23 protein-coding genes are annotated in these 26,028 nt (G+C 63.4%); 15 read left to right on the top strand and 8 right to left on the bottom strand.

Annotated elements, in window-relative coordinates:
- The first annotated feature begins 50 nt into the window (after nucleotides 1-50).
- The 6 genes from AC3FKH_RS17720 to AC3FKH_RS17695 all read left to right on the top strand — a co-directional run bounded on the left by AC3FKH_RS17720 (nucleotide 51) and on the right by AC3FKH_RS17695 (nucleotide 6,218).
- Nucleotides 51-1,427, top strand: coding sequence for an MBL fold metallo-hydrolase (locus AC3FKH_RS17720; protein WP_488677157.1), 1,377 nt, complete (start codon nucleotides 51-53; stop codon nucleotides 1,425-1,427).
- Nucleotides 1,428-1,691: 264 nt separating this feature from the next.
- Complete coding sequence (locus AC3FKH_RS17715; protein WP_488677156.1) at nucleotides 1,692-2,720, top strand: sigma-54 interaction domain-containing protein; 1,029 nt, start codon at nucleotides 1,692-1,694, stop codon at nucleotides 2,718-2,720.
- 173 nt (nucleotides 2,721-2,893) lie between these two features.
- Nucleotides 2,894-4,255 (top strand): acyclic terpene utilization AtuA family protein, encoded by a 1,362-nt coding sequence (locus tag AC3FKH_RS17710; protein ID WP_488677155.1) that lies wholly within the window; start codon nucleotides 2,894-2,896, stop codon nucleotides 4,253-4,255.
- A 24-nt stretch (nucleotides 4,256-4,279) separates the two neighbouring features.
- Complete coding sequence (locus AC3FKH_RS17705; RefSeq protein ID WP_488677154.1) at nucleotides 4,280-4,600, top strand: DUF4387 domain-containing protein; 321 nt, start codon at nucleotides 4,280-4,282, stop codon at nucleotides 4,598-4,600.
- Between the two features lie 77 nt (nucleotides 4,601-4,677).
- Nucleotides 4,678-5,742: a tripartite tricarboxylate transporter substrate-binding protein gene (locus AC3FKH_RS17700; RefSeq protein ID WP_488677153.1), complete on the top strand. Its 1,065-nt coding sequence runs from the start codon at nucleotides 4,678-4,680 to the stop codon at nucleotides 5,740-5,742.
- 284 nt (nucleotides 5,743-6,026) lie between these two features.
- On the top strand, nucleotides 6,027-6,218 hold the full coding sequence (locus tag AC3FKH_RS17695; RefSeq protein WP_488677152.1) for a hypothetical protein: 192 nt from the start codon (nucleotides 6,027-6,029) through the stop codon (nucleotides 6,216-6,218).
- A 353-nt stretch (nucleotides 6,219-6,571) separates the two neighbouring features.
- On the opposite strand, the gene AC3FKH_RS17690 is transcribed toward AC3FKH_RS17695, so the two are convergent.
- Entirely contained in the window at nucleotides 6,572-7,495 is a 924-nt protein-coding gene (locus AC3FKH_RS17690; RefSeq protein ID WP_483731861.1) for a LysR substrate-binding domain-containing protein, read from the bottom strand.
- A gap of 249 nt (nucleotides 7,496-7,744) precedes the next feature.
- Between AC3FKH_RS17690 and AC3FKH_RS17685 the strand changes: the two genes are divergently transcribed.
- The 3 genes from AC3FKH_RS17685 (at nucleotide 7,745) to AC3FKH_RS17675 (ending at nucleotide 10,882) form a co-directional block, all read left to right on the top strand.
- On the top strand, nucleotides 7,745-8,944 hold the full coding sequence (locus AC3FKH_RS17685; protein ID WP_488677151.1) for a CaiB/BaiF CoA transferase family protein: 1,200 nt from the start codon (nucleotides 7,745-7,747) through the stop codon (nucleotides 8,942-8,944).
- A 170-nt stretch (nucleotides 8,945-9,114) separates the two neighbouring features.
- Nucleotides 9,115-9,876 carry an enoyl-CoA hydratase/isomerase family protein gene (locus AC3FKH_RS17680; RefSeq protein WP_488677150.1) on the top strand — a complete coding sequence of 254 codons (762 nt, stop codon included), beginning with the start codon at nucleotides 9,115-9,117 and terminating at the stop codon, nucleotides 9,874-9,876.
- Between the two features lie 28 nt (nucleotides 9,877-9,904).
- Nucleotides 9,905-10,882 carry a tripartite tricarboxylate transporter substrate binding protein gene (locus AC3FKH_RS17675; protein WP_488677149.1) on the top strand — a complete coding sequence of 326 codons (978 nt, stop codon included), beginning with the start codon at nucleotides 9,905-9,907 and terminating at the stop codon, nucleotides 10,880-10,882.
- Nucleotides 10,883-11,088: 206 nt separating this feature from the next.
- On the opposite strand, the gene AC3FKH_RS17670 is transcribed toward AC3FKH_RS17675, so the two are convergent.
- Entirely contained in the window at nucleotides 11,089-13,521 is a 2,433-nt protein-coding gene (locus AC3FKH_RS17670) for a chemotaxis protein CheB (RefSeq protein WP_488677148.1), read from the bottom strand.
- Between the two features lie 737 nt (nucleotides 13,522-14,258).
- Here AC3FKH_RS17670 and AC3FKH_RS17665 point away from each other — a divergent pair.
- A complete protein-coding gene (locus tag AC3FKH_RS17665; RefSeq protein WP_488677147.1) occupies nucleotides 14,259-14,501 on the top strand; it encodes a hypothetical protein in 243 nt (80 codons plus the stop codon).
- Between the two features lie 20 nt (nucleotides 14,502-14,521).
- On the opposite strand, the gene AC3FKH_RS17660 is transcribed toward AC3FKH_RS17665, so the two are convergent.
- The 5 genes from AC3FKH_RS17660 to AC3FKH_RS17640 form a co-directional block, all read right to left on the bottom strand.
- Nucleotides 14,522-14,812, bottom strand: coding sequence for a hypothetical protein (locus AC3FKH_RS17660; RefSeq protein ID WP_488677300.1), 291 nt, complete (start codon nucleotides 14,810-14,812; stop codon nucleotides 14,522-14,524).
- Nucleotides 14,760-15,680, bottom strand: a complete 921-nt coding sequence (locus AC3FKH_RS17655; protein WP_488677294.1) for a trypsin-like serine peptidase — start codon at nucleotides 15,678-15,680, stop codon at nucleotides 14,760-14,762. The genes AC3FKH_RS17660 and AC3FKH_RS17655 overlap by 53 nt, the downstream gene beginning before the upstream one ends.
- Before the next feature lie 429 nt (nucleotides 15,681-16,109).
- Nucleotides 16,110-16,538: a VOC family protein gene (locus AC3FKH_RS17650; RefSeq protein WP_488677146.1), complete on the bottom strand. Its 429-nt coding sequence runs from the start codon at nucleotides 16,536-16,538 to the stop codon at nucleotides 16,110-16,112.
- Nucleotides 16,539-16,915: 377 nt separating this feature from the next.
- Entirely contained in the window at nucleotides 16,916-17,740 is an 825-nt protein-coding gene (locus tag AC3FKH_RS17645) for an alpha/beta fold hydrolase (protein WP_483731892.1), read from the bottom strand.
- A complete protein-coding gene (locus AC3FKH_RS17640; RefSeq protein ID WP_483731893.1) occupies nucleotides 17,740-19,050 on the bottom strand; it encodes an O-acetylhomoserine aminocarboxypropyltransferase in 1,311 nt (436 codons plus the stop codon). The genes AC3FKH_RS17645 and AC3FKH_RS17640 overlap by 1 nt, the downstream gene beginning before the upstream one ends.
- Before the next feature lie 226 nt (nucleotides 19,051-19,276).
- Here AC3FKH_RS17640 and AC3FKH_RS17635 point away from each other — a divergent pair, with 226 nt between their 5' ends.
- The 5 genes from AC3FKH_RS17635 (at nucleotide 19,277) to AC3FKH_RS17615 (ending at nucleotide 24,974) form a co-directional block, all read left to right on the top strand.
- A complete protein-coding gene (locus tag AC3FKH_RS17635) occupies nucleotides 19,277-19,729 on the top strand; it encodes a CBS domain-containing protein (RefSeq protein ID WP_483711102.1) in 453 nt (150 codons plus the stop codon).
- Between the two features lie 124 nt (nucleotides 19,730-19,853).
- On the top strand, nucleotides 19,854-21,752 hold the full coding sequence (locus AC3FKH_RS17630; protein ID WP_488677145.1) for an MFS transporter: 1,899 nt from the start codon (nucleotides 19,854-19,856) through the stop codon (nucleotides 21,750-21,752).
- Nucleotides 21,753-21,771: 19 nt separating this feature from the next.
- On the top strand, nucleotides 21,772-22,509 hold the full coding sequence (locus tag AC3FKH_RS17625) for a glutathione S-transferase C-terminal domain-containing protein (RefSeq protein WP_488677144.1): 738 nt from the start codon (nucleotides 21,772-21,774) through the stop codon (nucleotides 22,507-22,509).
- A 76-nt stretch (nucleotides 22,510-22,585) separates the two neighbouring features.
- The gene (aroC, locus tag AC3FKH_RS17620; protein ID WP_488677143.1) at nucleotides 22,586-23,698 is read left to right on the top strand and encodes a chorismate synthase; all 1,113 of its coding nucleotides are present in this window, start codon (nucleotides 22,586-22,588) and stop codon (nucleotides 23,696-23,698) included.
- A 1-nt stretch (nucleotide 23,699) separates the two neighbouring features.
- Nucleotides 23,700-24,974 (top strand): MFS transporter, encoded by a 1,275-nt coding sequence (locus tag AC3FKH_RS17615; RefSeq protein WP_488677293.1) that lies wholly within the window; start codon nucleotides 23,700-23,702, stop codon nucleotides 24,972-24,974.
- Here AC3FKH_RS17615 and AC3FKH_RS17610 read toward each other — a convergent pair.
- A complete protein-coding gene (locus tag AC3FKH_RS17610; RefSeq protein ID WP_488677142.1) occupies nucleotides 24,896-26,002 on the bottom strand; it encodes an NAD(P)/FAD-dependent oxidoreductase in 1,107 nt (368 codons plus the stop codon). The two genes, AC3FKH_RS17615 and AC3FKH_RS17610, sit on opposite strands and share 79 nt — an antisense overlap.
- Between the last annotated feature and the right edge of the window lie 26 nt (nucleotides 26,003-26,028).

Raw genomic sequence — 26,028 nt, 5'->3', positions numbered from 1 at the left:
CTCACGGCCGAAATGATGGGGCTCGGTCCTGGCCTTCCTTTGGAGCACACATGCGTGACATTCTTTCCCGGGCAAAAGCTGGCCCGATTAATGGCGTTCGCCTGCTTTGTGCGGGGGCATGCGCGGCGCTCGCCGTCCTGGCTTCGGCGTCCCATGCAGAGCCGGTCGGGCAGCCGCCCCGGCCCTCGTTGGCGCAGTCCGTCCCCAGCCTCGTGCTGCTGGGAACGGCAGGCGGTCGGACCTCGTGGCGAGGTTCCGAGTCTGCCGGGATCGCCTCCGCGGTGGTGGTCAATGGCCAGGCCTACCTTGTCGATTTCGGCGCGGGCTGGCTGCGGCGTTACTTCCAGGCGGGATTGGGCTCACCGCCACCAGGACGAGGCCTTGAGACATTGCGAGCGGCGTTCATCACCCATATGCACGCGGACCACATCGTCGACTATCCGTCGCTCGTCCTGTTTGGTGCGTCGGACGGTTTAGCCGAACGGCGTCAGACACTCAAGGTGATCGGGCCTGGCTCACGCGGTAAAGTGCCGCCTGCGAGCGGGGGCACGGTCGGGCTGGCGGACATCGTGGCGCCCGAGCAGCCAATGCCTGGCACCGTTGCCATGACCGAAGCGCTATACCGCGCCTTCGCGGCGGACATCAACGACAACATCCTGGATAGCCGCAAGCCGAATCCTCATAGCCGCGTGGATGTCATGGATATCACGTTGCCCGCCGGCCTTGATGTGGATCCTGATCGCGATCCCGCGCCGACGATGGCACCGTTCGAGATCTACCGGGACGAGAACGTCAGGGTGACGGCAACACTGGTCAACCATGCCCCCGTCTATCCGGCATTCGCGTATCGGTTCGACACCTCGAATGGGTCCGTTGTCTTCTCTGGCGATACCAGCCCCAACCGGAATCTGATTCGGTTGGCGCAAGGCGCTGATGTGCTGGTGCATGAGGTGATCGACACCGCCTGGGTGGATGCCCTGTACCCGAAGCCAAGGAGCCCGGCGCAGGAAGCCAAGGCGCACCATCTTGTGCATGCGCATACCGCTGCATCGGATGTCGGAGCCGTCGCCGAAGCAGCCCACGTCAAGACCCTCGTCCTGTCGCATCTGGCCCCCGCCGACAGTGATCCTCGCCGTTGGACAGCAGCCAGCCATGGCTTCTCGGGGAAGGTGATCGTTGGTCGCGATCTCCAGTGGATTCCTCTTGTGGCCCCTGCGCCGGTATCGAAGGCGCGCGCGGCTACTACCCCTAGATTGGACGGATTCGCAGCGGCATCCCAACGTCGGAAGTCGGACCAAACGCTGCCATTGGCAACGGATGGCCTTCTGTCTCTTAATGGCCGATTCCCGCCGCCCGAGACTGCCGACACGACTGTGGGTTGCCTTGCGCAAGCCGTGATTTGCCGAAAGCCCCGCACTTCGCAGTGATCCCAGTCGACCAGGTTAGCCAAGCCGAGATAAGCGTTGCGGTGGACTCAGGCATCATGGGGAGATTGACGGTCAGGTACCCGTCTCCTCCGGCCATCGCCAGCGATTCGGTGTTGTGTGAAGGCGCGCATCGAGGGAGGCGTAGCTAGCACGGTGGCAAGCGGCACGGGCGGCACGGGTGGCACGAGCGGTGCTGCCGACAGGTAGAATCGCTGCCATCGTCCTGCCGCCGCGGGCCGGCGCTGCCGGCGCGGCTCCTCAGTCATGCAGCCGCAATCTTCCGCACTCGTTGGCAATCACCCATCCATCGTTGCCCTGCGCGAGCTGGTGTTGCGCGTGGCGCGCAGCCAGGCGCGCACCGTACTGGTCTATGGCGAAACCGGGACCGGCAAGAGCCTGGTGGCCCGAATGCTCCACGAGCAATCGCAACGCGCCGCCGGCAATTTCATCGATATCAATTGTGCGGCGATTCCCGCCCAGTTGCTCGAATCGGAGCTGTTCGGCCACGAACGCGGCGCGTTCACCGGGGCCGTGATCAAGAAAGAGGGACTGATCGAGGCGGCCAACGGCGGCACCGTGTTTCTCGACGAAGTGCGTGAACTGGACCCGGTCATGCAGTCGAAGATCCTGACACTGCTGGACTCCCGGCGCTTCAGGCGGGTAGGCGCGGTCAAGCCGATCAGCGTCGATGTGCGCTTCATCGCGGCCACGAACCGGATACTGCTCGGGGAAGTCAATGCCGGGCATTTTCGCGAAGACCTGTATTACCGGTTGCAGGTCATCGCCATCAATATCCCGCCGCTGCGGGAACGCGGCGACGATGTCTTCATGCTGGCTCACGCGGCGCTGGAACGGTACAACCGCCAGTACGGCAGCGCCATGCGCCATTTCGATCCGGAGGTGGCACGCATTTTCCGCAGCTACCGTTGGCCCGGCAACGTCCGCGAGCTCGAGAACCTGCTGGAGCGGATCTGCCTGCTGGAAGCGGGCGATACGGTGCAGCCCGGGCATCTGCCCGCGCGCATCCTCCGGGAAGTATCGGCGTCTCACCGTAACTCGCCTGCACAGAAGTCTGATACCGGGTCCGACGCGGCGCCCGAGTTGTGCGGTGCCGATGGGCAGGGAGACAGCGGCCTCGATTACCACGGCGCCACCGCCCGATTCCAGACTGAGCTCGTGCGTACGGCCCTGCGTGACTCCCACGGCAATATCGGCATGGCCGCGGCCAGGCTGGGTCTGACACGTCATGCGCTGCGTCACCAGATGCTCAAGTTGCACATCCCGGATGTGTGAATCTCGCGCGGTCCGCGCGGGAACGTTGCGTGATTCTCACGCGGCAGCATAGGGTGTCAATGCTATCTCATTGAAAACAAAACAAAAAAATCCCAGTGCTCACCTGGCACGGGTTTCGCTGAATGTGTCGTGTCCGAGGCAGGGTGCCTGCGGACATTTCGGAGACCTGACACATGCAGTCCTTGAAGATCATCTGCCCCAACGGCCATCTCGGCTTTGCGCCGCTGCGCACGGCCAGCTTTGAGCTTGGCGTGGAGGCCGGGCCCGACTATATCGCCGCGGATTCGGGCAGTGACGACGTGGGCCCGGTGCCGCTGGGCTCGGACACATCGACCAGCCCCGAAACGTGGCAGCGCCACGACCTGGAGCAGATGCTTCTGGCATCGCGCCGGCTTGGCGTGCCGATGATCATCGGCTCGGCGGGAGATACCGGCAGCAACAGTCGTGTGGACCTGTACGTGCGGATCATCCAGGAACTGGCGCACCGGCACGGCCTCAAGCGTTTCAAGCTGGGCTATTTCTATTCGGAGGTCGACAAGGCGCAGTTGAAGGCGCGTCTCGATGATGGCGACGTCATCGCCGGGCTGGATGGCTTTGCCAATCTGACGCGGGACGAGCTCGACGCCACCGACCGCATCGTGGCCATGGCGGGCGTGCATCCCTATGTCGAGCTGCTCCGGCGGGGGGCCGAAGTCATCATCGGCGGACGCAGCTCGGACGCCGCGGTCTTTGCCGCGCCGGCGCTTCACCACGGTTTTTCGGCAGACCATGCGTACTACCTGGGCAAGGTACTGGAATGCGCGTCGTTCTGCGCCGAGCCCTATGGCGGGAAGGAAACAGTCATGGGCACGATCTCGCAAGATGATGTGCGCGTGACCGCCATGCATCCTGAGCAGCGCTGCACCGTTGCGTCCGTGGCGGGCCACGCGATGTATGAGCGCTCGAACCCCTACGACGAGTTCGTGGCGGGCGGCCGGCTGGACATGCGCGACTGTCGCTACGAGCAGATCGACCCGCGCACCACGCGCATCACGGGGTCGCGTTTCCATGCTGCAGACGAGGTGCGTGTGAAGCTGGAGGGGGCGGGCAAGGTCGGTGAACGATACGTCGGCCTGTGTGGCGTGCGCGACCCGTACACCATTGCCAACATCGATCGCGTCATCGCCTGGGCGCGTGAGCAGGTGCGTCTGCGGTTTGGCGACGAAGGCTACGAACTGCACTACAACGTCTATGGCCGCGATGGCGTGATGGGCGCGCTCGAGCCGTTGCGTGACCAGCCCGGTCACGAGCTTGGGGTGCTGGTGCAGGCTGTGGCGCCCACGCGCGAGATGGCCGAGGAGGTGGCAATGATCGGCCTGCGCCAGATGTTCTATGCGCGCCTGCCCGACGTGAAGGGCACGGCGGGCTCCGTATCGTTCCCGCTGGACGAGGTACTGCACGCTAGCCCCGCCTACCGCTGGACGCTGAACCACACCATCGCCGTGCATGATCCGCTGGCGCTGTTTCCCACCCACATCGTCGACGCAGGCGTCTGACGCACGCATAACCGGAACCCCGACATGTCCACGCAGAAACTCCATGAGCTGGCCAAGACGATCCGCAGCAAGAACGCCGGCGTCAACAAGATCACCTTTGACATCATCTTTCGCGAACCTGCCCAGTATGCGCGGGTGAAGCGCGCGCGCGTGATCACGCGCGAGTCGATGGCCGCGCTGTATCGCATTCCGATGGAGCGGATTTCCGACTTCGTCGAATACGATCCGGCGCTTGCCATCAAGTTCACGATCTATCGCGAACGCCCCAGCGGTAGTGCGGGCGACGGCGACATCTTCGGCGCCCAGCAGTACGCGCCGCTGCTGGATCTGGACGTTCCGGGCTGACGCGCGGCCCATCCGTCCGGATGGCAACGTCATCCATTCTTGTGTTCCCCATGACTCGATGATTCGGAGGTGCCGCCATGTGCTGGTATCGAACAACGTGCTCCCAAAAACCCGGCAGCCGGACCAATGCGGCCGGCGCCGCGCCCGGTATTGTCCATCGCGCCGTACGTGCGGCGATGCTGGCGGCCTCGCTGCTGGCGGGCCAGTCCGGCGCGGTGCGGGCCCAGTCTTCCACGCCCGCGCCGCCGGGCGCCGTGCCGCCGATGGTGCGGCTGGTGGTGCCGTTTTCGGCCGGCGCCAGCAACGACGTGATCGCACGCGGACTTGCGCCTGGGTTGGCCAGGAGACTTGGCACGACGGTGATCGTGGAAAACCGGCCGGGCGCAGCGGGTGCGCTGGGGGCCAATTTCGTGGCCAAATCTCCGCATGACGGCTCGGTGCTGCTGCTGACCTCGTCCACGCTGCTGACGGCGGCGGCGACACAGCCAAGCTCGCCGTACGACCCACTCACTGCCTTTGCTCCGGTAGCGATGGTGGCCGATGGTCCGATGCTGCTGGCCGTGTCGGCGGCAATGCCGGCGCGCACACCGGCCGAGCTGCTGGCCGCTGCGCGTGCCAAGCCGGGCGGCATCACGTATGGGTCCGCCGGCGTGGGATCGCTCGGACAGCTTGCCACCGAGTTGATGTGCGCATCGTCGGGCGTCACCATGATGCACGTGCCCTACAAGGGCGCATCCGGCGCCCTCGTGGACCTGGCGGCGGGGCAGATTGACGTGATGATCTCCAACTACAGTTCGCTGGCTATGCTGATCAAGTCCGGAAAGGTACGTCCGCTTGCCGTGACTTCGCGCGAGCGCAATCCGGCCTTTCCGGACCTGCCGGCGCTTGCTGCATCGGTTCCTGGTTATGCCGCCGATATCTGGGTCGGGGTGCTGGCACCGGCCGGCACCCCCGCGCCGCTGGTCGAGCGCCTCAATCGCGAGATCGCGGCGGTGGCGGCTTCCGATGACCTGAAGGCAACGCTGGCTCAGGACGGAGCCAAGCCTTCGAGCGCCAGTGCGGCGGCGTTTGGCGAACGGATGAAGCGGGATCTGGCGCTGTGGAAGCGCATTGCGACCGAGCGCAGGATCGTGGCGGAATAGGCCGCAGTGGCCAGCAACTGATGCTATGGGCGAGCCGCCGCCGGGTGGTGCTCAAGACGTCGAGGGCCGAAAATCCCGGCTAGCCGAGGGGCGGAGCCGACCCTGAGCGGCCGTACGAAATGTGCAGAGCGGTTGCCCATGGCCGGACTCCGACACCGGCAGGCCCGAGCGTGGTCGTGTAAGCTTTCGCCTGCGTGACGCTGCCCCTGGAATCGAGCGCGCGGCCGACGCGGCACCCACTTGACGAAAACCACCAGCCGCCCGAAGGGCGGCCCGCCCCAACCATGAATAGCAGACAACGCCGCACGGCATGCCGCGCGAGCCTGTACAAGCCCGGCACCAGTTGGGTGTTTCGCGGCAAGCGCCTGACCGTTACCCGCGTCGTGAGCCCGACCGAGGTGCGCGTGGAATGGCCAGACGGGGCCCGCACGTACGTCTCCACCAGAGTGCTTGACGTAAGCGGCCAGCGCGCGTAACGGATTCAGGCGACTATCCCAAGGGCTGCCCTGGCCGAACGCGGTCGGCAGCTCTTCCGCCGTGGCCAGGATGCTATTTTTCAATACATCACGCTCCGCTTGCTCGGCCGTGTCATGGGAGCCGCCTTCGACTTCGATCACTCGCAGGGGGCCACTTTGACCCAGGCTGTACGCCACGCACCATTACCTGGACAAGCATCCCCGCATCAACCGCAAGGAAGGCGTGGTGCAGCACGCCATCGTCAGCTACGTGGACGACCTAGCCTTCAGCAGGAAACTGCTGACAGCGGAATCCGGCGAGTTGGGGTTCATCGCATAGCCCGGCCGACCAGGATTTGATGTGGTGCCAGACGTCAATTTGACGGGGCATGCGTCCAGCCGGGGCGGCTCCCATACTCCTCAAAAAGTTGGAGCATAGTGGTCTTTACCTTCACCACAGCGTTGCTGATGAGTCCCGATTCCTTCCAGCACAGGGATAGTTCCCGCGCGAACAAGTTGTGGTCGACCCTGGCAATCTTCAGTTTTCGTTGTTCGATCTCAAGGTAGGCCGCCGACCACGGCAGGATGGTGACACCAAGCCGTTCCAGCACTGCAGCGAACAGCAGCGCTGTCGAGCTCGCTTCGAACAAAACGTTCCATTCGACGCCTTCTTCGCGCAGTGCCCATTCGACGCGCCTGCGGATTGTATTGGGCGCGCTTGGCATGACGAGCGGCATTTGTGCAAGCCGCGATAGCGACACCACCTCGGCTTCCAGTGGAAACTCCGGCCACGCCACAAGGTAAAGCTCCTCGGTGAGCAGTGGCTGGACGACCGTCGATCGGCTCCTGTCCGCATCGGCCATGACGGCCAGTGCCACGCGCCCGCTGTCCACCAATTGCGGGAGATCGGCGGTGGGCGCCTCGATCAGTTCCAGCGTGATGCCGGGATGGCGATCCCGGATTCGGCGGGCCAGTGGTATTGCCATCAATCGCGCCGTGCTCGACGGCATGGCGACCGATACGCGGCCTGCGGGCTCTTCGGCATCCTGCCGCAGTAGTTCGCGCGTCCGGTCGGCTTCCATCAGCAGGCCAAGCGCGTGCCGGTAGAGCGTGCGCCCGGCCGGGGTCGGCATCACTCCGTGGACGCTGCGTGTGAGCAGTTGCATGCCGAGATCGCGTTCGAGGGCGCGCATCTGCTGGCTCACTGCGGGTTGCGCGATATGCAGCGCTTCGCTGGCGCGTGTGACGTTCCCAAGTTCAACCACCTTGGCGAAGTACCGAAGCTGCCGGAGATCCATTCTTCACCATAAGCTCAGTGTATGCCGCGATAACAATATCATATTTTTTTAATATGAAACGGCTTCGTACACTACGTCTCCAGATGGTCGGCGATGGCGCGATGTCCCAGCGAATATGACGCCAGGCCTTTTGGCAAGGCAGCCGGCGTGCCGCCAATTCCAAGGGCGCCACCGCGGCTATCGCAAGTAGGGGCGACAGATCCCGCCTGTACGCCATTTGTCCATTACACCGCGGGCGGAGACTTCTGCATGCAAGCGTTAGACAAGATCAGGATCGTCGACTTCAGCCGGGCTTTGTCCGGCCCGTTTTGCGCGATGGTGCTGGCTGACCTCGGGGCCGACGTCATAAAGGTTGAGGCAGGCCCCAAGGGCGATATGAGCCGGACATGGGGACCGTTCGACCGTGGTGTCAGCACATACTATCTGTCCTGCAACCGCAACAAGCGCAGCGTCTGCCTCGATTTCCGGCACCCCCTCGTGCACGAGGCGCTGCTGAAACTTGTCGACGGCGCCGATGTTGTGATCGAGAACTTCAAGCCGGGCACGATGGAGAGCATGGGGCTTGGTTTCGACGTCCTGAGCGCGCGCAACCCGCGCCTGATCATGGGAAGCATCAGTGCCTTCGGTCCGTCCGGCCCCTTGAGCGGCTCGCCCGGATTCGATCAGATTGCACAGGGCTATTCCGGGCTCATGAGCCTGACAGGCTTCCCCGATGGGGAGCCAACCAGGACCGGCACCGCTATTGGTGATCTGAGCTCGGGCATGTGGCTCGCCATGGCGATCCTCGGCGCCCTCTACGAGCGCGAGCGTACCGGGCGTGGCCAGCGCGTCGGGACATCATTGTTCGAAAGCCTGGTTTCATTGCTGAGCGTCCACGGACAGCGCTACCTGAGCCTGCGCGAGGTGCCGAATCGGACTGGCAACCAGCATGCCGTGATCGCTCCCTACGGCGTTTTCGAGACGGCTGATGGCCCCTTGAATCTGGCACCAATCACCACTGATATGTGGGTTCGCCTGTGTCAGCTACTGGATCTGCTTGCTTTGCCGGAGGATCCGCGATTCCTGACGAATGAGCTACGTGCCCGCAATCGGATCGAACTCAAAGCCATTCTCGAAGCACGCCTGAAGACCCGCGGCAAGCGCGAATGGACCGAGCTTCTCGTTGCCGCGGGCATACCTGCCGGGCCGATCCATTCGCCGGCCGAAGTGTTCCAAGATCCGCAACTCGATAGTTGCGGACTGGTCGAGGGGGTCGATCATCCTTTGCTGGGCAATCTGTTGCAAGTAGTGACGCCGATTTCCACATACGCGCGGGACACGACTGTGGCGCACCGCATGACCCGCAGGCCGCCGCCAGACCTTGGCGAACACACGCTGGAAATCTTGCGGGAAGCAGGTGTCGCGTCGATCCATGCGCTCTTGACTCAAAAAGCAGCGTTCCAGGCGTGACCGGTTTCGTAATGGTCGGCACGCCAATCTGCATACACGCCATGGTCGGCTGATCCGCCCTGTCTGCCGGCGAGACGGCAGACCGACCCGAGCGATCGTCGCCCCACGCCCGGCGATCCCTCGCATAACCCTTGAAATCAAACTTCCGACTGCTTGAGAGAAACCCCGACATGGACCCGCACGCCCCATATCTCACCACGGATGGCGCCATTGCCACCATTGCCCTGCGTCGACCGGAGGTGGCTAACCGCATTAGCCCGGCCGACCTTCAAGTCCTGCGCGACCACATTGCCAGGGTCAACGACATGGAAAAAGTGCTGGTGCTCCGTCTGACCAGTACCGGAAAGTACTTTTGCAGCGGGTACGACATTGGTGCGCTTGCGGGCAGCTCCGGCGAAGGCGCTCTGGACTTCGGCGAGGTCATGGACGCCGTGGAGGCCTGCCGACCCGTCACCATCGCCGCGGTAAACGGCGGGGTGTACGGCGGGGCCACCGATCTTTGCCTTGCCTGCGATTTCCGTGTCGGCGTGCCCGGATGCGAGATGTTCATGCCGGCGGTTCGCCTGGGGTTGCACTTTTATCAGGGGGGTATGGAGCGCTACATATCGCGGTTGGGGCTCGACCATGCCAAGCGGCTGTTCCTGACCGCAGACCGACTCGATGCCGAGGCGATGCTCCATATCGGCTTTCTCACCGAGATTGTTCCTGAGCAAACACTGAATGCACGCGTCGACGCCTTGTCGTTACAGCTTGCCGGCATGGCACCGATCGCACTGCTCGGCATGAAAAAGCACCTCAACGACATTGCGCGCGGCACGCCAGATCTACTCGCGTTGGAGAGCGATCTGCGTCGATCGCAGTTGTCGTCGGATTTGCAGGAAGGCGCCGCGGCGTGGAAGGAGAAGCGGCGGCCGGTGTTCAAGGGAAGGTAGAAATAACACAACTGAGGAGACCATATTCATGAAAGCAACTTGGACATTCCTGATCTTGCTAGGCATCAGCGCGCTGCCACACGCGGCCCACGGCAGCGCTCAAGATCTCTATCCGGCCAAGCCAATCCGGCTCGTGGTCGGATTCCCCGCCGGCGGGGGCGCTGACAATACCGCGCGTCTCTATGGCAACGCGCTGGCGCGCGAGCTCGGCCAACCGGTCATCATTGACAACAAGCCTGGTGCAGGAACCACCATCGCGGCGGACATGGTCGCCAAGGCGCCTGCTGACGGATACACGCTTTACCTTGGAACCGCCAGCGTCATGGGTAGCGACAAGGTCCTCTTCAGGAACATCAAGTACCAGCCAAAGGACTTCGCACCGATCACGCGGCTGGTCGCGGCGCCGATGATACTTGTGGTCAACAAGAGTACAGGCATCAAGAGCGTAGCCGAGCTTGTTGCTCGGGCCAGGGCACAGCCGGGAAAGCTAAACTACTCGTCCTCCGGAAACGGTGTTTTCACACACGTGGCGGGCCTCTATTTTTCGAGACGGGCTGGCGTCCAAATGACACATGTCGCTTACAAGGGCGGTGCGCAGTCCGCCCAGGCCGTTGCCGCTGGCGATGTGGAGCTGACGTTTGGCACTGCACCTTCGGTCAGGCCGATGATCGACGCTGGCAAGGTGGTGGCGATCGCGGTGACGTCTGCTGCCAGCTCGCCCGCGAATCCTCAACTACCGACTATCGCGCAGGGCGGACTCCAGGGATATGACATGTCTGCCTGGTACGGGCTGTTCGCGCCGGCGGCCACGCCGCCAGAAGTCATCCAGAAGTTATTCGCCGCTAGCCGCAAGGTAATGAGCGACGCAGGCCTGCGGAAGAAATTCATCAACCAGGGCGACGAAGTTTCCGTATCGGAATCGCCGGCCGAATTTCAGCGATTCGCCGAACGCGAGGGCAAGCTGGCAGCAGATTTGCTGGTTGCTAATGGTGCGAAAGTAGACTAGTCCGAAGCGACCGCAAACGACATTCTGCCGGGCACGGGCCGTCAGTAGTTGTGTGTAGAGAGGTGCGCGCTAAAGGTCCGAAACTGCCGGGCAGGGCCGAGCGGTCCTGCTCGACCGGTCCGCGTAGGGCTGTAGCCGCCAGAAATGGCTACCTGCCATTGATGACCTGATGACCAGTGGACCGTTTCGTCTTGGCGGCGGCTTTGCTAATGGCGAGTCAGCGGATCCTCGAACCCGTGGCTGACCATGTCGATAAATGTGATTGCCACGCCGACTATTTCGTCTGCCGCGGAACGGTAGGGAAAGATCTTGCGCAGAAAGCAGTGGCCGTGGTCATCGCGTATGACAGCTTCGAGCGGCTCGCTGGCGTGAAGCACCCGCTCGATGTCCTTGTAGAAGGCCTCGTCGTGGAAGATGGGGACGAGGTCGGCGATACTCCGGCCCATATCGCCGGACCTAAGCGGAAACACGTCTCGCATTGAAGGTGTAAACCACCGAAGTTTCAGATCCGGATCGAGGAACACGGTCATTATCCCGGCGGACAGCAGGACGTGATTTTGCATGGCCAACTGGTCGATATTTTCCTGCAATTGCTTGTTCGAGCCATCGAGATCTTCGTTGCTCCGGGCGAGCTGTTCGTTAGATGCTTTGAGCTCCTCGTTGAGCGCCAGCAATTCTTCATGTGACGCGTCCATTTCTTCGCGGGAAATCCGGGCTTGGTCTTTCCAATCGACGCTCTCGGCAATGCCAAGGTCGCCTTGCAGGAGGGAGGAGTTGTCTGCGCCGAGCGCATCAGAATCATCCTGCTGCCGTATGAATGACACTAGCATACGGTCCCACGCGTCACTGCTGGATGTTTGCAGAGGCGTAAGTCGTATGCTGATCGAATCCGTCACTGGGTCGGCGGCTGGCAAGGGCGTAAGGATCAGTGATCGCTGTTCGTCGAGCGCCTGCCGGATGCCATGCCGAAGGCGTGCTGTCCATTGCAGCGGGACCAAATCGGCCACATTGAGTGAAGGTTCTCCCGCAGGCAGGCCAAGGATCCCGCTTGTTTGGCCGTATGTACGCAGGACATTGCCTTTTTCGTCTGTCAGCACCGATGGAATGCCAAATCGTTCATACGCGACGCGAAGTGCAGCCGCGGACCGCACCTCTACGTTATCAGCCGATCGCAGTTTTGCCGGCAGCTTCGTGACCACGGGACCAGCCTTGCGGTAGATATTCCATTTTCTAGAAAATGGCTCAAAGCCCTCCCCATCGAGAGGGTAGGCCTCGCTCCGGCCGAGAAAAAGGAAACTGCCTTCGCGCAGCGAGCCGTGAAAAATAGAAGCCAAGTCCTTTACCGTCTCGCGCGTCAGGTAAATGAAGAGGTTGCGACAAGTGACAAGATCGAGCCCGGCAAAAGGTGGATCAGAAATTAAATCCTGCGGAACGAATACGAGCTTTTCACGCAGGAATCGTTTGACGCGAAACGATCCATCGATTTCATAAAAATACCGGTTCCGCCGGGCATCCGAAACCCCACTCATGGACTCAGTGCGGAAAAATCCACGACTGGCCCTGGCCACCAACTCTGGTGCGGCATCGGTTGCGAATATCTGAAAGTCGGTTGTCTCACCTCTTTCATGCGAGATTTCGTCAAGAAGCATCGCAACTGAGTACGCCTCCTCGCCGGTCGAACACGCCGGCGTCCAGACTCGCAACGTACGCCGGCTCCCGGTTTCGGCAACGAGTGGTTTGAGCACGTCACGCAAGGCTTCCCATGCGGCAGCATCGCGAAAGAATTCCGTTACGTATATCGGAATATTGCGCGTCAGTGCGTCCAATTCGACCAGATCATCCTCAAGGAGCAAAGCATAGTCATGGAAGGACCAAACCTTACGCATATCCATCCGCTGCTGGACACGCCATAGCAACGGCGAAGGCTTGTAGCCGCCGAGGTCGAATCCGGCTCGTTGGCGAACCAGATCGATAATCCGGGCAAGCGCTTCGGACATTCCTTCGGCCGCATTGGCTGATGACATGGGGCGCACGTAATCAGGATCGACGCAGGCCATGAGCTGCTGGCCGATGGCCCGGCAGGGGAGGATGTGGTGGTGAATACCCCGTTGAATTACCGCGTTCGGCATACCGTCATGCAAGGCGGTGAGCGGATCCTGAACGATGACAACGCCGCCTGCCTGGCGGATCCGGATTGCGCCGGCGGTACCGTCCATGCCCGTGCCCGAGAGGATGACCGCGACTGATCGTGGCTCATTTCGCAGCGCCAGGCTTTCGAGGAACGAATCAATCGTATCAATGCCGGGGCGTCGGGAGCCGCCTTCAGCCGGTCTCGTTTGAAATTCGCCGTCTTCCAGCGTCAAAATGTGATCCGGCGACGGCACGTACACGCAGTTGGCTTCGGGTCGGACCCCGTCGTCTGCGGCTCTGACCGGCAAGCGCGTGCATCTCGCGATCAAGTCCGCTAGGCCGCTGGGCTGGCCGGCAGGCAGATGCTGCAGCACAACCAGTGCAAAGGGGACCGACGCAGGGAATCCCTCAAACAGCTTCTGCATGGCAGTGATGCCGCCGGCCGATGCTCCGACCGCGACGATTGGCACACCGGTGGCCAGTCCGTCCAACGTTTGCAACTCAGTCATGGCGGCTCCTGCAATACTGCTCGATGCCGCGGCGGTCAAGAAATCCGCCGCGAGTTCTCGCAATCGAGCCTTTATCCTCCCTAGGCCCCACTGCGGCGCGATGCCGAGGACAACCAGGCGTTTCCCTTGGTCCGCGTAGACGCCGTCGCAAACTGCGGATTCATCCGTCCAAAGTCACCGGCTCCGCGGTGTGAAGCGCCATGTGACCCCTCCTATGCTCGGGGCGGACCCGATCGAATGGACCACGGGCCAGCAGTTCTCGGCTTTTCACCAGGGCAATGTGAGACGATTCAATGCTATCGATTAAGCCCAGCAGCGTTGTCCGATAGCGCTCGAGCAGGTCCAGACTGAGTTGCAAAGTATTCTGCAGGTGGACCGCGCTGGCCGAAGGAAGTCCAACACTCTCGAGTTTTGCGGCCCGTGCCCGTTGCGCCTGATTAAGGCGGCACGCTATAGCGAGGGCTGCTCCGGCTGCGCGCGCCTCAATCACCACACGGTGTGATGGAGGGAACAGCGGCTCCGCATTAAGCACGTACGGCCGAGCTAACCATTCGACGTCATGCGTCGCGAGGTGATTCTCCGGGGGGGGGGGGGCCGAACATTGAAAGTCTCCTCAGGACACTATGTTCAAGAATCGGCTATTTGCAGCATAACGGTAGTCAGTGAGACGCTGATTTTCGCACGGCCGGTATCGTCAGGTTGGCAGCGCTACACAGGAATGCGCTTGGGGAATTCAAATGAATGTGCTGGAGATTTGGTGCACCGCGCTCGCCGCAACGGGCTTGGTGTTGCTCACGCGCGTCTATGCGATCCACCGGATACGCACGGCCTTCATCGAGGAGCCTGGTCTGAGGAAGATCCTGTACAGCCTGCCTAGCTATGAAACGATGGCGTCCGCGCCACGCCATTGGACGCGATGGACGATCGGCGCGTGGCGCGCATATGCGCTTCATGCGACCTCCGACGACCCAAAAGGCTGAGCGATACGGGGGCCGCGTGGTCAGCTTTCTGTGGAAAACAGCGACATCTCGTCGGACGTTAACGATGGCTTCATCCTGCGCTCCGATCCCGTCAACACTTCCACCAAGTCCTGCTTCGTTTTAGTCACAAACACAGTCATATGCCTACCCGGCCGCCAATCCGTAGGCTGCGGCTGGCCGACGCCGCGGCGCCGCACCTCCGAAAGGAGTGCGGCATTTTTCACCCTGGAAACATTTTTGGATAACGCTTGTAACTGGTTAATTTTTCGGACAAGTGTTTGCGAACTTTTTAAGTGCTGGCTGTATGGCATGCCACCAATGCTTGGAGAAATTCACGGCCTCTGCGTTAGCTCCGAAAGATCGCGACGCTATGATTCCTATCGCAAGAAGATCTCCGTTGCTCTCCCTGCATAAAAGCGGACCACCAGAATTCCCGGGGGTTGCTGGACACCGCAATATAAACTGCCATTCGCTGCTCAGATCCTTCTCCAAGGGGCAACGAGACTGCCACCACAGTTGATCAACGGATTTGCTTCCCGGATAGCCCGCAACTTCGAGAGCAGTACAAGTTAGCGCTTCCTCTACGGTGTACTGCCATGTAGCAATCGTTCCAACCTTTTTCCCTAGCGGGTCGTCCAGTTTTATCAATGCCCAATCATCGCTTATGGAGTTTCCTGATTCCCCAGCGTCTACTACGACGCCCGTAGACTGATAGGCGAAACTTTTATCATGCGATGGAGAATTTCCGACATAAAACGAAACCTGGACGCCAATAGCAGATCTCCCCGGTCTATCATCCGAGCCTGTAATCACATGCTTAGCAGTTACAACCAAGCAGTCGCTTGTTAGCCATCCTGTCCCTCGATTGAAGCCTGACTCTTTTAGGTTAGGAAGACGTACAATTCCGATCGGGTTATACTCCGGATGCTCACGTCTATCTATTGGCGTACGAGGGTCGGACCGTTTCAGAGATTTATCGGTGTAGCCAGGATTCGCTTTGAGTTCTTCTATCCTGGTGAGTTGCCGCTTTGTAGCGGCCTGCTCCGCAAATTCCTCGGCTTCCAGCTTCAAGACCTCAAGGGCACATTCTCGAGTCTTTTCAGTACAAAGTGTGCAGGTTCTCGGCCGACGTGCCCGAGAACAGATTTCTTGATAGTCTTCGTTGGATGCGCGCGCCATATCTAGAATATTTTTGGCCGCGTCTGCATCTCGCTCGAGCCAATTTGCTTGGCACGCATCATCTTTTAAGGCGCACGTTTTCAAACAGGCGTTAGCGTCCCGGGCTACTTCACACCAATTCCATGCGTACGAGGCGGCCGTTGCACTTCCACTTGCCAAGAGCAGAAGGAAGAGTAGCAGAGGATTTTTCATTTGAATTCCCGACGCCTACGGCCGTATTCAAGTGCGATGTCGAGCAGGCTGATGAAGCAGCTCGTGGCGAACCGCGCGGCATAAAGCCCGCTCCCAAAAGGGAGCGCGCTCTATTCTCCCGTTCCACAAGGACGGCGAGGACCGTTATCTGTACTTCATCAGCCATTCACGTGGGGAAGCGTGTGCTGCTAGCCAGCCAGACCAGTCACCGCACGCAGGTCTTTCACTTGGCCGCCATCATTTCTCTTCCCGCATCGATGGCGTAAAGGTGATTCCTACCAGCAATCCTTCCGGCCCGATGAAGCGACTGACGGTCTGGCCCCACGGCTCATTCCGGTTCCTGACCAGCATCCGATACCCTCGTGATTCTAGTTCTGCCGTAGCCGCTTCGACGTTGTCGACATCAAACTCAATCCAGGCTTGTGGGATGGGTACGTCACGAGGCCACGAATCCGTGCCGAAGCACGACTGAGCGGCCTGAGAAAGCGGCCACAAAGCGAAAGTGTTTGCGCCTTTCAGACTCTCCGTATGGAGGTAGCCGCCTTTCTCTTCCTTGAAGGGGATACGGAAGGCCCGACTGTAGAGCTCGCGGCTTGCCTGGGCTTCTATCACAACCGGGCCAAAGCCCGCGATGAACAAGGCCGTTGCTCTTGGGATCTTTTCCATGGCCTCTCCTTTGCCGCGAATGACCGGCGCCATGAGGAACGAACGTGTCCGCCCGCGCCCGGCGAACCGATGTGGCGGCCAGTATTCAGGTAGCGCGGGGCATCGATGAGTGTAGGCTTGTTTCGGGTGGCCGGCAGGCATCTCCACCCGGCAGCGAAAGGCGATCGGGCGGGTTCGGTAGCGCTCGCGGCATGGACTGTGTGCGTCACGTCACGGGCGCACTGCTGACGCTCGATTGTTCCTTGCCGACTTTGATTGAGCGGCCGTAGATGGCCGGTTGCCGCCCTTGACGCCTCCTGGCCATGGCTTGCGTCTGCCAGACGCAACTGCCAAAAGCCGCGGACGGCGCCACGCGGGCCGTCCGCCGGTGCGACGGCTCAGCGCGCCGCTACGACCTTGCGCGCGAAGCCCGACAGTGCATCGAGGACTTCGTCCGGCCGTTCGCCCATCATGGCGTGGCCGCACGGCACCGAAACCATGCTGGCATGGGACATCTTCGCGGCCAGTGCCTGTGCGGCCTTGGGCGGGGTCATCATGTCTTTGCTGCCCGTGATGAAGAGTGCCGGGCAGGACAGTGCCGCCGCGGCTTCCTCGCCATGCGCGTAGGTGTTGCAGGCGGTGAAGTCGTTATGGAAGACATGGACCGACGGGTTGTTGCGCGCGACGCGCTCCATCAGCCGCTGGCTGCCGCCCTGCATCCACGCGCCAGGCCCCGGGGATGACGGCTTGTTGGCCAGGCTCGAGTGCGACCACGCATTGACCATGGCGATGGCCTGGCCTTCGCGGTTGAGCGCGGCGTCGAGCAGCGCATCCGATACCTTCATCGGATAAGCCGTTGCCAGCATGGCAATGCCGCGCACGGACGGCGCATGCCGCGCCGCGCATTCGAGCGCGATCAGCGAACCCATGCTGTGGCCGAACACCAGTACCGGCGCCGTCACGCCGGCAGCGGCCACCAGCGACATGACCCAGTCGGCCATCTCTTCGACAGTGGCCAGCGGCGCGCCCTTGCTGCGGTTGTGGCCGGGCAGGTCAACTGCCAGCACCGAGAAGCCATGGTTGGCGAACCAGCGCGTCTGCAGTCCCCAGACGCTGTGGTCGTTCTGGGCGCCATGTACGAACACGGCGCAGGGCAGGGCGGGGTCGAACGGCTTGCCGCCGGTGTAGGCGTAGGCCGGCTGGCCTGCGATCTTCAGTTCCATCAGGCTTGCCCTCCCTTGCCGCTCATGGCCTTCTCTGCGGACTTCAGGCCGCGCTTGAGGTCTTCGATCAGGTCGTCGGCGTCTTCCAGGCCGATCGACAGGCGGATCGTGCCTTCGGTGATGCCCGCCGATTGCAGCGCCGCCGCGTCCATGCGGAAGTGCGTGGTCGAGGCCGGGTGGATCACCAGCGAGCGCGCATCGCCGACGTTGGCCAGGTGCGAGAACAGCGACAGGCTTTCGATAAAGCGCTTGCCGGCTTCGCGATTGCCCTTCAGATTGAAGCTGAACACGGCGCCGCAGCCGCGCGGCAGCAGGCGCTTGGCCAGTTCGTAGTCGGGGTGCGACTCCAGCTCCGGGTAGGCGACGGACTCGACCATCGGGTTCGACGCCAGGAACTGCACCACGCGCCGCGTGTTCTCGACATGGCGCGCCATGCGCAGCGGCAGCGTTTCCACGCCTTGCAGCAGCTGCCACGCGGCCATCGGGTTCATGCAGGCGCCAAAGTCGCGCAGGCCTTCGCGGCGGGCGCGCAGCAGGAACGGGGCGACCGTGCTCTCCTCGGTGAAGACCATGTTGTGGAAGCCTTCATACGGCTCCGACAGTTCCGGGAAGCGGCCCGAGGCTTCGAAATCAAACGTGCCGCCTTCGACCAGCACGCCGCCGATGGTGGTGCCGTGACCGCCCAGGAACTTGGTGGCCGAATGGTAGAGCAGGCCCGCGCCAAGATCGAACGGGCGCAGCAGGTAGGGCGTGGTGAAGGTGGAATCGACCAGCAGCGGAATGCCGTTGTCCTGGCCGAGCTGCGCCAGGGTCGGGATGTCGAGCACGTCGAGGCCGGGGTTGCCCAGCGACTCGCCGAATAGCAGGCGCGTGTTCGGGCGGATGGCGGCGCGCCACGCGTCAATGTCGCGCGCCTTGACGAACGTGGTCTCGATGCCGAAGCGGCGCAGCGTGTAGTGCAGCAGGTTGTGCGAGCCACCGTACAGCGCGGTGGAAGCAACGATATGCGAGCCGGCACCCATCAGCGTGGCCACCGCCAGGTGCAGCGCGGCCTGGCCCGAGGCGGTGGCGACGGCGCCCGCGCCGTTCTCCAGTGCGGCGATGCGCTCTTCCAGCACCGCCACGGTGGGGTTGGAAATGCGCGAGTAAACGTGGCCGGCGCGTTCCATATTGAACAGCGAAGCCGCATGCTCGCTGTCCTTGAACACGAACGAGGTGGTCAGGTGGATGGGCGTGGCGCGGGCCCCGGTGGCGGGGTCGGGCGCGGCGCCGGCGTGCAGCGCCAGCGTGTCGAAACGGGTACCGGACATGAGGATTCGAGCGAGAGTTGTCTCCGGGCTGCATCGTAGCATCGCCCGTGCGGCGATGGGGTCATCCGCCCGGAAACCGGCCTGTGCTTTACTTATCCGGGCGATCTGGGCTAGCATCGGCGCACGGGCAACCCCTGCCCGGACATCCCATGAACAAATAAAAAGGCATTCGGCCCCGGGCCTCCGGCAGGGCGCCATGCCGCAGGCACCGGTAGCGGAGACAACCATGAAAGTCAGCGACATCCTCCAGATCAAGGGCAATACGCTCTACACCGTGACGCCTGACACCGCCTTGCTGGTAGCCGTCCACACCATGGCGGAGCACGATATCGGCTCGCTGGTGGTCATGGAGTATGGCGACCTGGTCGGCATGCTGACCTTCCGCGAGATCATCGAGACGCTGGCCAGGAATGGCGGCAGCGTCGGCAACACCAGCATCCGCAAGGTAATGGACGATGCGCCGCTCACCTGCACCATGGAGACCGACGTCAACGAGGTGCGCCGCATGATGCTGGAGCGTCACACCCGCTATCTGCCGATCCTCGACAACCGCACGCTGATGGGCGTGATTTCGTTCTACGACGTGGCCAAGGCGGTGGTGGAAGACCAGAGCTTCGAAAACAAGATGCTCAAGGCCTATATCCGCGACTGGCCCGAAGAACAGGAACGCGCAGACTGAGCAACGCCGGGCCGGGAGTGTCCTGGCCAGGTGCAGTCCGGCCATCGTGATGGCATGATGGCGGCCGGAACGCCGCCCCGGCAGAATCCCGGGGCCAACCCATCCGGGCCCCAAGCCTGCCAACATGAGCCAAAACAGCCAGTTTCGACTGCTCGGCGCGCGCCGTTTCGCCCCGTTCTTCTGGACCCAGTTCCTGGGGGCGATGAATGACAACGTCTTCAAGGTCGCCTTCACCTCGCTGGTGACCTATCACACGGCGCTGTTCGAGGGCGTGGACGCCCGCAGCGCCGCCTTCCTGATCTCGGCGATCTTCATCGCGCCGTTCGTGCTGTTCTCCGCGACCAGCGGGCAGATCGCCGACAAGATCGAAAAATCGCGCCTGATCCGGCTGGTGAAGTCGCTCGAGATCGCCATCATGGCGCTTGGCTGCGCCGGATTCGCCTGGCACAACGCCACGCTGCTCTATACGGGCACTTTCCTGATGGGCCTGCATTCCACGCTGTTCGGGCCGGTCAAGTTCGCCTACCTGCCGCAGCACCTCGAGGAATCCGAACTGGTCGGCGGCAACGGGCTGGTCGAGATGGGGACCTTTGTTGCGATCCTGCTTGGCACGCTGCTCGGCGGCGAACTGGCCGGGCTGGAGCAGGGCGGCAAGCTGATCGGGCCGCTCTATGTCGGCGTGGCTTGCGTCGGCCTTGCCGTGGCTGGCCGCGTGGTGTCGCGCGGCGTGCCGGTGTCGCCGGCGCCGCAGCCCGACCTGCGCATCAACTGGAACCCGTTCACGGAAACCTGGCGCAACCTGATGCTGGCGCGCGAGAACCGCACGGTTTTCCTGAGCCTGCTGGGCATCTCGTGGTTGTGGTTCCTGGGCGCAACCTTCCTGACCTCGTTCTTCAGCTTTGCCAAGGACGTGCTGGGCGGCGACCAGAACGTGGTGACGCTATTGCTGGCGGTGTTCTCGGTGGGCATCGGCATCGGCTCGCTGCTGTGCGAGCGTTTGTCGGGCCGGCATGTCGAGATCGGCCTGGTGCCGTTCGGCTCGATCGGCATGACGGTGTTCGCGGTGGACCTGTACTTCGCCAGCCACGGGCAGGCGAGCGGCACGCTGACCGGAGTTGGCGGCTTCCTCGCCGGGCCGGGCCACTGGCGTGTGCTGGTCGACCTGCTGCTGCTGGCGATGTTCGGCGGCTTCTACAGCGTGCCGCTGTACGCGCTGATCCAGAGCCGCAGCGCGCCCACGCATCGCGCGCGCATCATTGCCGCCAACAACATCCTGAACAGCTTCTTCATGATCGGCGCTTCGCTGCTGGGCGTGGCGATGGCGCAGGCGGGCTTCAGCATTCCCGAGTTGTTCCTGGCGGTGGGCCTGCTCAATGCGCTGGTGGCGATCTACATCTATTCGCTGGTGCCGGAATTCCTGCTGCGCTTCGTGGCCTGGATCCTGGTGCATACGGTCTACCGGCTGCGGCGCGTGAACGCCGAGCGGATTCCCGCCGATGGCCCGGCCGTGCTGGTCTGCAACCACGTCAGCTTTGCCGACGCCGTGGTCCTGATGGCCGCCAGCCCGCGCCCGGTGCGCTTCGTCATGGACCATCGCATCTTCAAGGTACCGCTGATGTCGTGGTTCTTCCGCCAGGCCCGAGCCATTCCGATCGCGCCCGCGCATGAGGACCCCGCGCTGCTGGCGAAGGCTTATGACGACGTGGCCACTGCGTTGCGGGACGGCGATCTGGTCTGCATCTTCCCGGAGGGCAAGATCACGGCGACTGGCGAGATCAACGCGTTCAAGCAGGGCGTGCAGCAGATCATCCAGCGCACGCCGGTAACCGTGGTGCCGATGGCGTTGCGCGGGCTGTGGGGCAGCTTTTTCTCGCGCAAGGGCGGGTCGGCCATGACGCGACCGTTCCGGCGCGGCGTCCTGAGCCGGCTGGAGTTGGTCGTGGGCGAACCGGTACCGCCGGACCAGGCCACGCCGGAAGGCCTGCAGCAGATGGTCACCGCCCTGCGCGGCGAATGGCGCTAGCCCGCGCTCGCGTACTGCCATGCTCACGCTCTACACCTTTGGCCCCGCGTTCGGCCTGCCCGACGCCAGCCCCTTCGTCACCAAGGCCGAAATGCTGCTCAAGCTGGCCGGCCTGCCTTACCAGACCCGGCGCGGCAGCCTGCGGCGCGCGCCCAAGGGCAAGCTGCCGTACCTGGACGACATGGGCCGCATCGTGGCGGACTCCACGCTGATCCGCTGGCATATCGAGAAGACGTACCACATCGACTTCGACGCCGGCCTGACGCCTGCGGATTGCGGCATCGCCTGGGCGGCGGAAAAGCTTATGGAAGACAACCTGTACTGGGCTGTGGCGCGCGTACGCTGGCTCGACGAAGCCAACTTCGAGCGTGGCCCGGCGCAGTTTTTCCGCGCCGTGCCGGCGCCGGTACGTGGCCTGGCCGAGCGCCTGGTGCGCCACAAGGTGCGCCGCACGCTTTGGAACCAGGGCTTGGGGCGGCATAGCGAAGACGAACTGGTCGCCCTGGCCGGCAAGGGTGTGACGTCGATTGCCGACATTCTTGGCGACCGTCCGTACCTGATGGGCGATCGGCCGTGCGGCGCCGATGCCACGCTGTTCGCCTTCGCCGGCAGCCTGCTGTGCCCGCTGTTCGACACGCCGATCCGCACCGCCGCCGAAGGACATGCCAACCTCGTGGCCTACGTGGCGCGCATGCGCGAGGAGTTCTATCCGGATTTCGATCCGGAAGCCGCGCAGGGCGAACTGCCGCGCCGCTGAGCGCCAGGCCGGGCGCAGAAGGGCCGGCATTGGCCTTACAATGTAGGCCGTCCCCAATTCCTGTGCGGTTTCCATCATGTCCGGCAATACCCTTGGCCTGCTCTTCACAGTTACTACCTTCGGCGAATCGCACGGGCCCGCCATCGGCGCGGTGGTGGATGGCTGCCCGCCGGGCATGGCGCTGACCGAAGCCGATATCCAGGCCGATCTTGACCGCCGCAAGCCCGGCACGTCGCGGCATGTCACCCAGCGCAAGGAACCGGACCAGGTCGAGATCCTCTCGGGCGTGTTCGAAGGCAAGACCACCGGCACGCCCATCTGCCTGCTGATCCGCAACACCGACCAGCGCAGCAAGGACTACGGCAATATCGTCGAGACCTTCCGTCCGGGACACGCCGACTACACCTACTGGCAGAAGTACGGCATCCGCGACTATCGCGGCGGCGGCCGCTCGTCGGCGCGCCTGACCGCGCCGGTGGTGGCCGCGGGCGCCGTGGCCAAGAAATGGCTGCGTGAACATTTCGGCACGGAGATCCGGGGCTACATGTCGCAACTCGGCGAGATCGAGGTGCCGTTCAGCGACTGGTCGCAGGTGCCGGAGAACCCGTTCTTCGCCGCCAATGCCGATATCGTGCCGGAACTCGAAACGTATATGGACGCGCTGCGCCGCGACGGCGATTCGGTCGGCGCGCGCATCGAAGTGGTTGCCAGCAATGTGCCGGTGGGCCTGGGCGAGCCGCTGTTCGACCGGCTCGACGCCGATATCGCGCATGCCATGATGGGCCTGAACGCAGTCAAGGGCGTGGAGATCGGCGCCGGTTTCGACAGCGTGTCGCAGCGCGGCAGCGAGCATGGCGACGAACTGACCGCGCAGGGTTTCCGCAGCAATAACGCCGGTGGCATCCTGGGCGGTATTTCCACGGGCCAGGACATCACCGTGTCGCTGGCGATCAAGCCGACTTCCAGCATCCGCACGCCGCGCGAGTCCATCGACAAGTCGGGCAATGCGGCGACCGTCGAGACCTTCGGCCGCCACGACCCGTGCGTGGGCATCCGCGCCACGCCGATCGCCGAGGCGCTGCTGGCGCTGGTGCTGGTCGACCACGCGCTGCGCCACCGCGCCCAGTGCGGCGACGTCAAGGTGGACACGCCGCGCATTGCCGCGCAGGCCCCCGGCCAGCCGGGCTGAGTTGGGCGCGGCGCCCGAGACCGTCACCGCCGTTGCGGCGCGGCCTGACTACGGCCGCTTCGGTCTCTTCTACCTCGGGTACTACGGCTACGTCGGCGTCATCTCGCCGTTCGTGAGCCTGTTCTTCGCGGCGCGCGGCTTCACGGCCGTGCAGATCGGCGTGCTGATGGCGTCGTTCCAGTTCAGCCGCATCCTCGGCCCCTACCTGTGGGGCTGGCTCTCGGACACGATGCACACGCGCGTGCGCATCCTGCGGGTGACGGCGGTTGGCGCGCTCGCGGCATTCCTGATGCTGCCGGCCGTGGAGAGCTACGGCGGCATGATGGCGATGATGGTCGCCATCAGCCTCATCACCAGCGCGATGTCGCCGCTTGGCGATGCCCTGACCATTTCCACGCTGCGCCGCTACGGCGCCTTCGACCACCGCTACGGCCGCATTCGCATGTTCGGCTCGGTCGGCTTCATTGCCGCCGTGCTGGCGGGCGGCGCGCTGTTCCAGCAGCTCGGCATGCAGGCCTTTCCATGGGTGGCCAGCACCATGCTGGCGATCCTGATGGCGATGGTGTTCGGCATGCGCGATGCGCCCGACGAAGGGCCGCGCGTGCGTCCGCCGCCCGCGTTGCCGCTGCTGCGCCGGCCGGACGTGGCATGGTTCTTCGCGTCCGCTTTCCTGATGATGTTCGCGCACGCGGCGCTGTATGTGTTTTATTCGCTCTACCTGGAGCGGCTGGGCTACAGCAAGTTCGCGATCGGCGTGATGTGGACCATCGGCGTGGTCGCGGAGATCGTGTTCTTCTACTTCCAGGGCCGGCTGTTCGCGCGTGTGCCGCTGGCGACGATCCTGGCCGGTACGTTCGTGCTGGCCGCGGTGCGATTCGGCCTGACCGGCTACTTCCCCGAGGTCCTGTGGTTGATGGCCGCCGTGCAGGTGCTGCACGCAGCCACCTTCGCCGCGCACCACAGCGCCAGCCTCAAGCGCCTGCAGCACTGGTTCGCGGGGCCGCTGCAGGGGCGGGGGCAGGCGCTGTACACGGGGATTTCCTACGGCGTCGGCGGCACGCTCGGCGGCCTGGTAATGGGCTGGACGTGGAAGGTGCTGGCACCCGCGCATACGTTCGGCCTGGCGGCGGCCGCCGCGGCAGCGGGCGCGGTCTGCGCGCTGATGAGCTTCCGCAACCCGGCCGTGCCGGGCTCGGCTCAGGCCAGTTCGGCGGCCACGCGCTCGGCGATAGCCAGCGACGAGGTCAGCCCCGGCGACTCGATGCCGAACAGGTGAACCAGGCCCGGCACGCCATGCGTGGCGGGGCCGTCGATGCGGAAATCCGCGGCAGTTTCATGCGGGCCGCTGATCTTGGGGCGGATGCCGGCATAACCCGGCTGCAGCGCATCGTCGGCCAGTCCGGGCCAGTAGCGGCGGACTTCGTCGTAGAAACTGTCGGCCTCGGCGGGATCGACGCTGTATTCGATATCGTCGATCCAGCGCACATTGGGGCCGAAGCGCGCCTGGCCGCCCATGTCGAGCGTCAGGTGTACGCCGAGCCCGGCCGCTTCGGGCACCGGATAAATCAGCCGCGAGAACGGCGCGCGTCCCGCCAGCGTGAAATAGCAGCCCTTGGCGTAGTACTGCGGCGGGATATGGGCCTCGGGCATGCCATCGATGCGACGGGCCAGTTCGGGGGCGGTCAGGCCGGCCGCGTTGACAACCGTCCGGGCCAGCAGCGTGGTACTGCCGCCGTCCTCGTTCCCGACTTCCAGTTTGATGCCTGCGGGCGTGATCGCGCCGCGCAATACGGGTGACTGCACCGCCAGCATCGCGCCGGCGTTTTCGGCATCGCCGAGCAGCGCCGTCATCAGCCCGTGGCTGTCGATGATGCCGGTGGACGGCGAGAGCAGCGCGGCGTGGCATTGCAGCTGCGGCTCCAGCGCCTGGGCTTCGGCGCGCGTCAGGAAGCGCAGGTCATGGACGCCGTTAGCCGCGGCCTTGGCGCGGATGCCTTCGAGCGTGGCCACCTGTGCCTCGCTGGTCGCCACGATCAGCTTGCCGCAGCGCTGGTGCTCGACATGGTGGGAGGCGCAGTATTCGTACAGCATTTCCTTGCCGCGCACGCATAGCCCGGCCTTGAGCGAGCCGGCCGGGTAATAGATGCCGGCATGGATGACCTCGCTGTTGCGCGCGCTCGTGATGGTGCCAAAGGCGTTCTCGGCCTCCAGGATGATGACTTCGCGTCCGCTCATCGCCAGTGCCCTGGCCACGGCCAGTCCGACGACACCCGCGCCGATCACCACGCAATCCACGTTCTCCATGTTCTTTCCTCGATTCTGGTTGATGC

This window comes from Cupriavidus sp. 21MJTG02-4, assembly GCF_057798975.1.
Note: the sequence above shows the minus strand (reverse complement) of the source record. Positions and strands in the feature narration are given on the sequence as shown.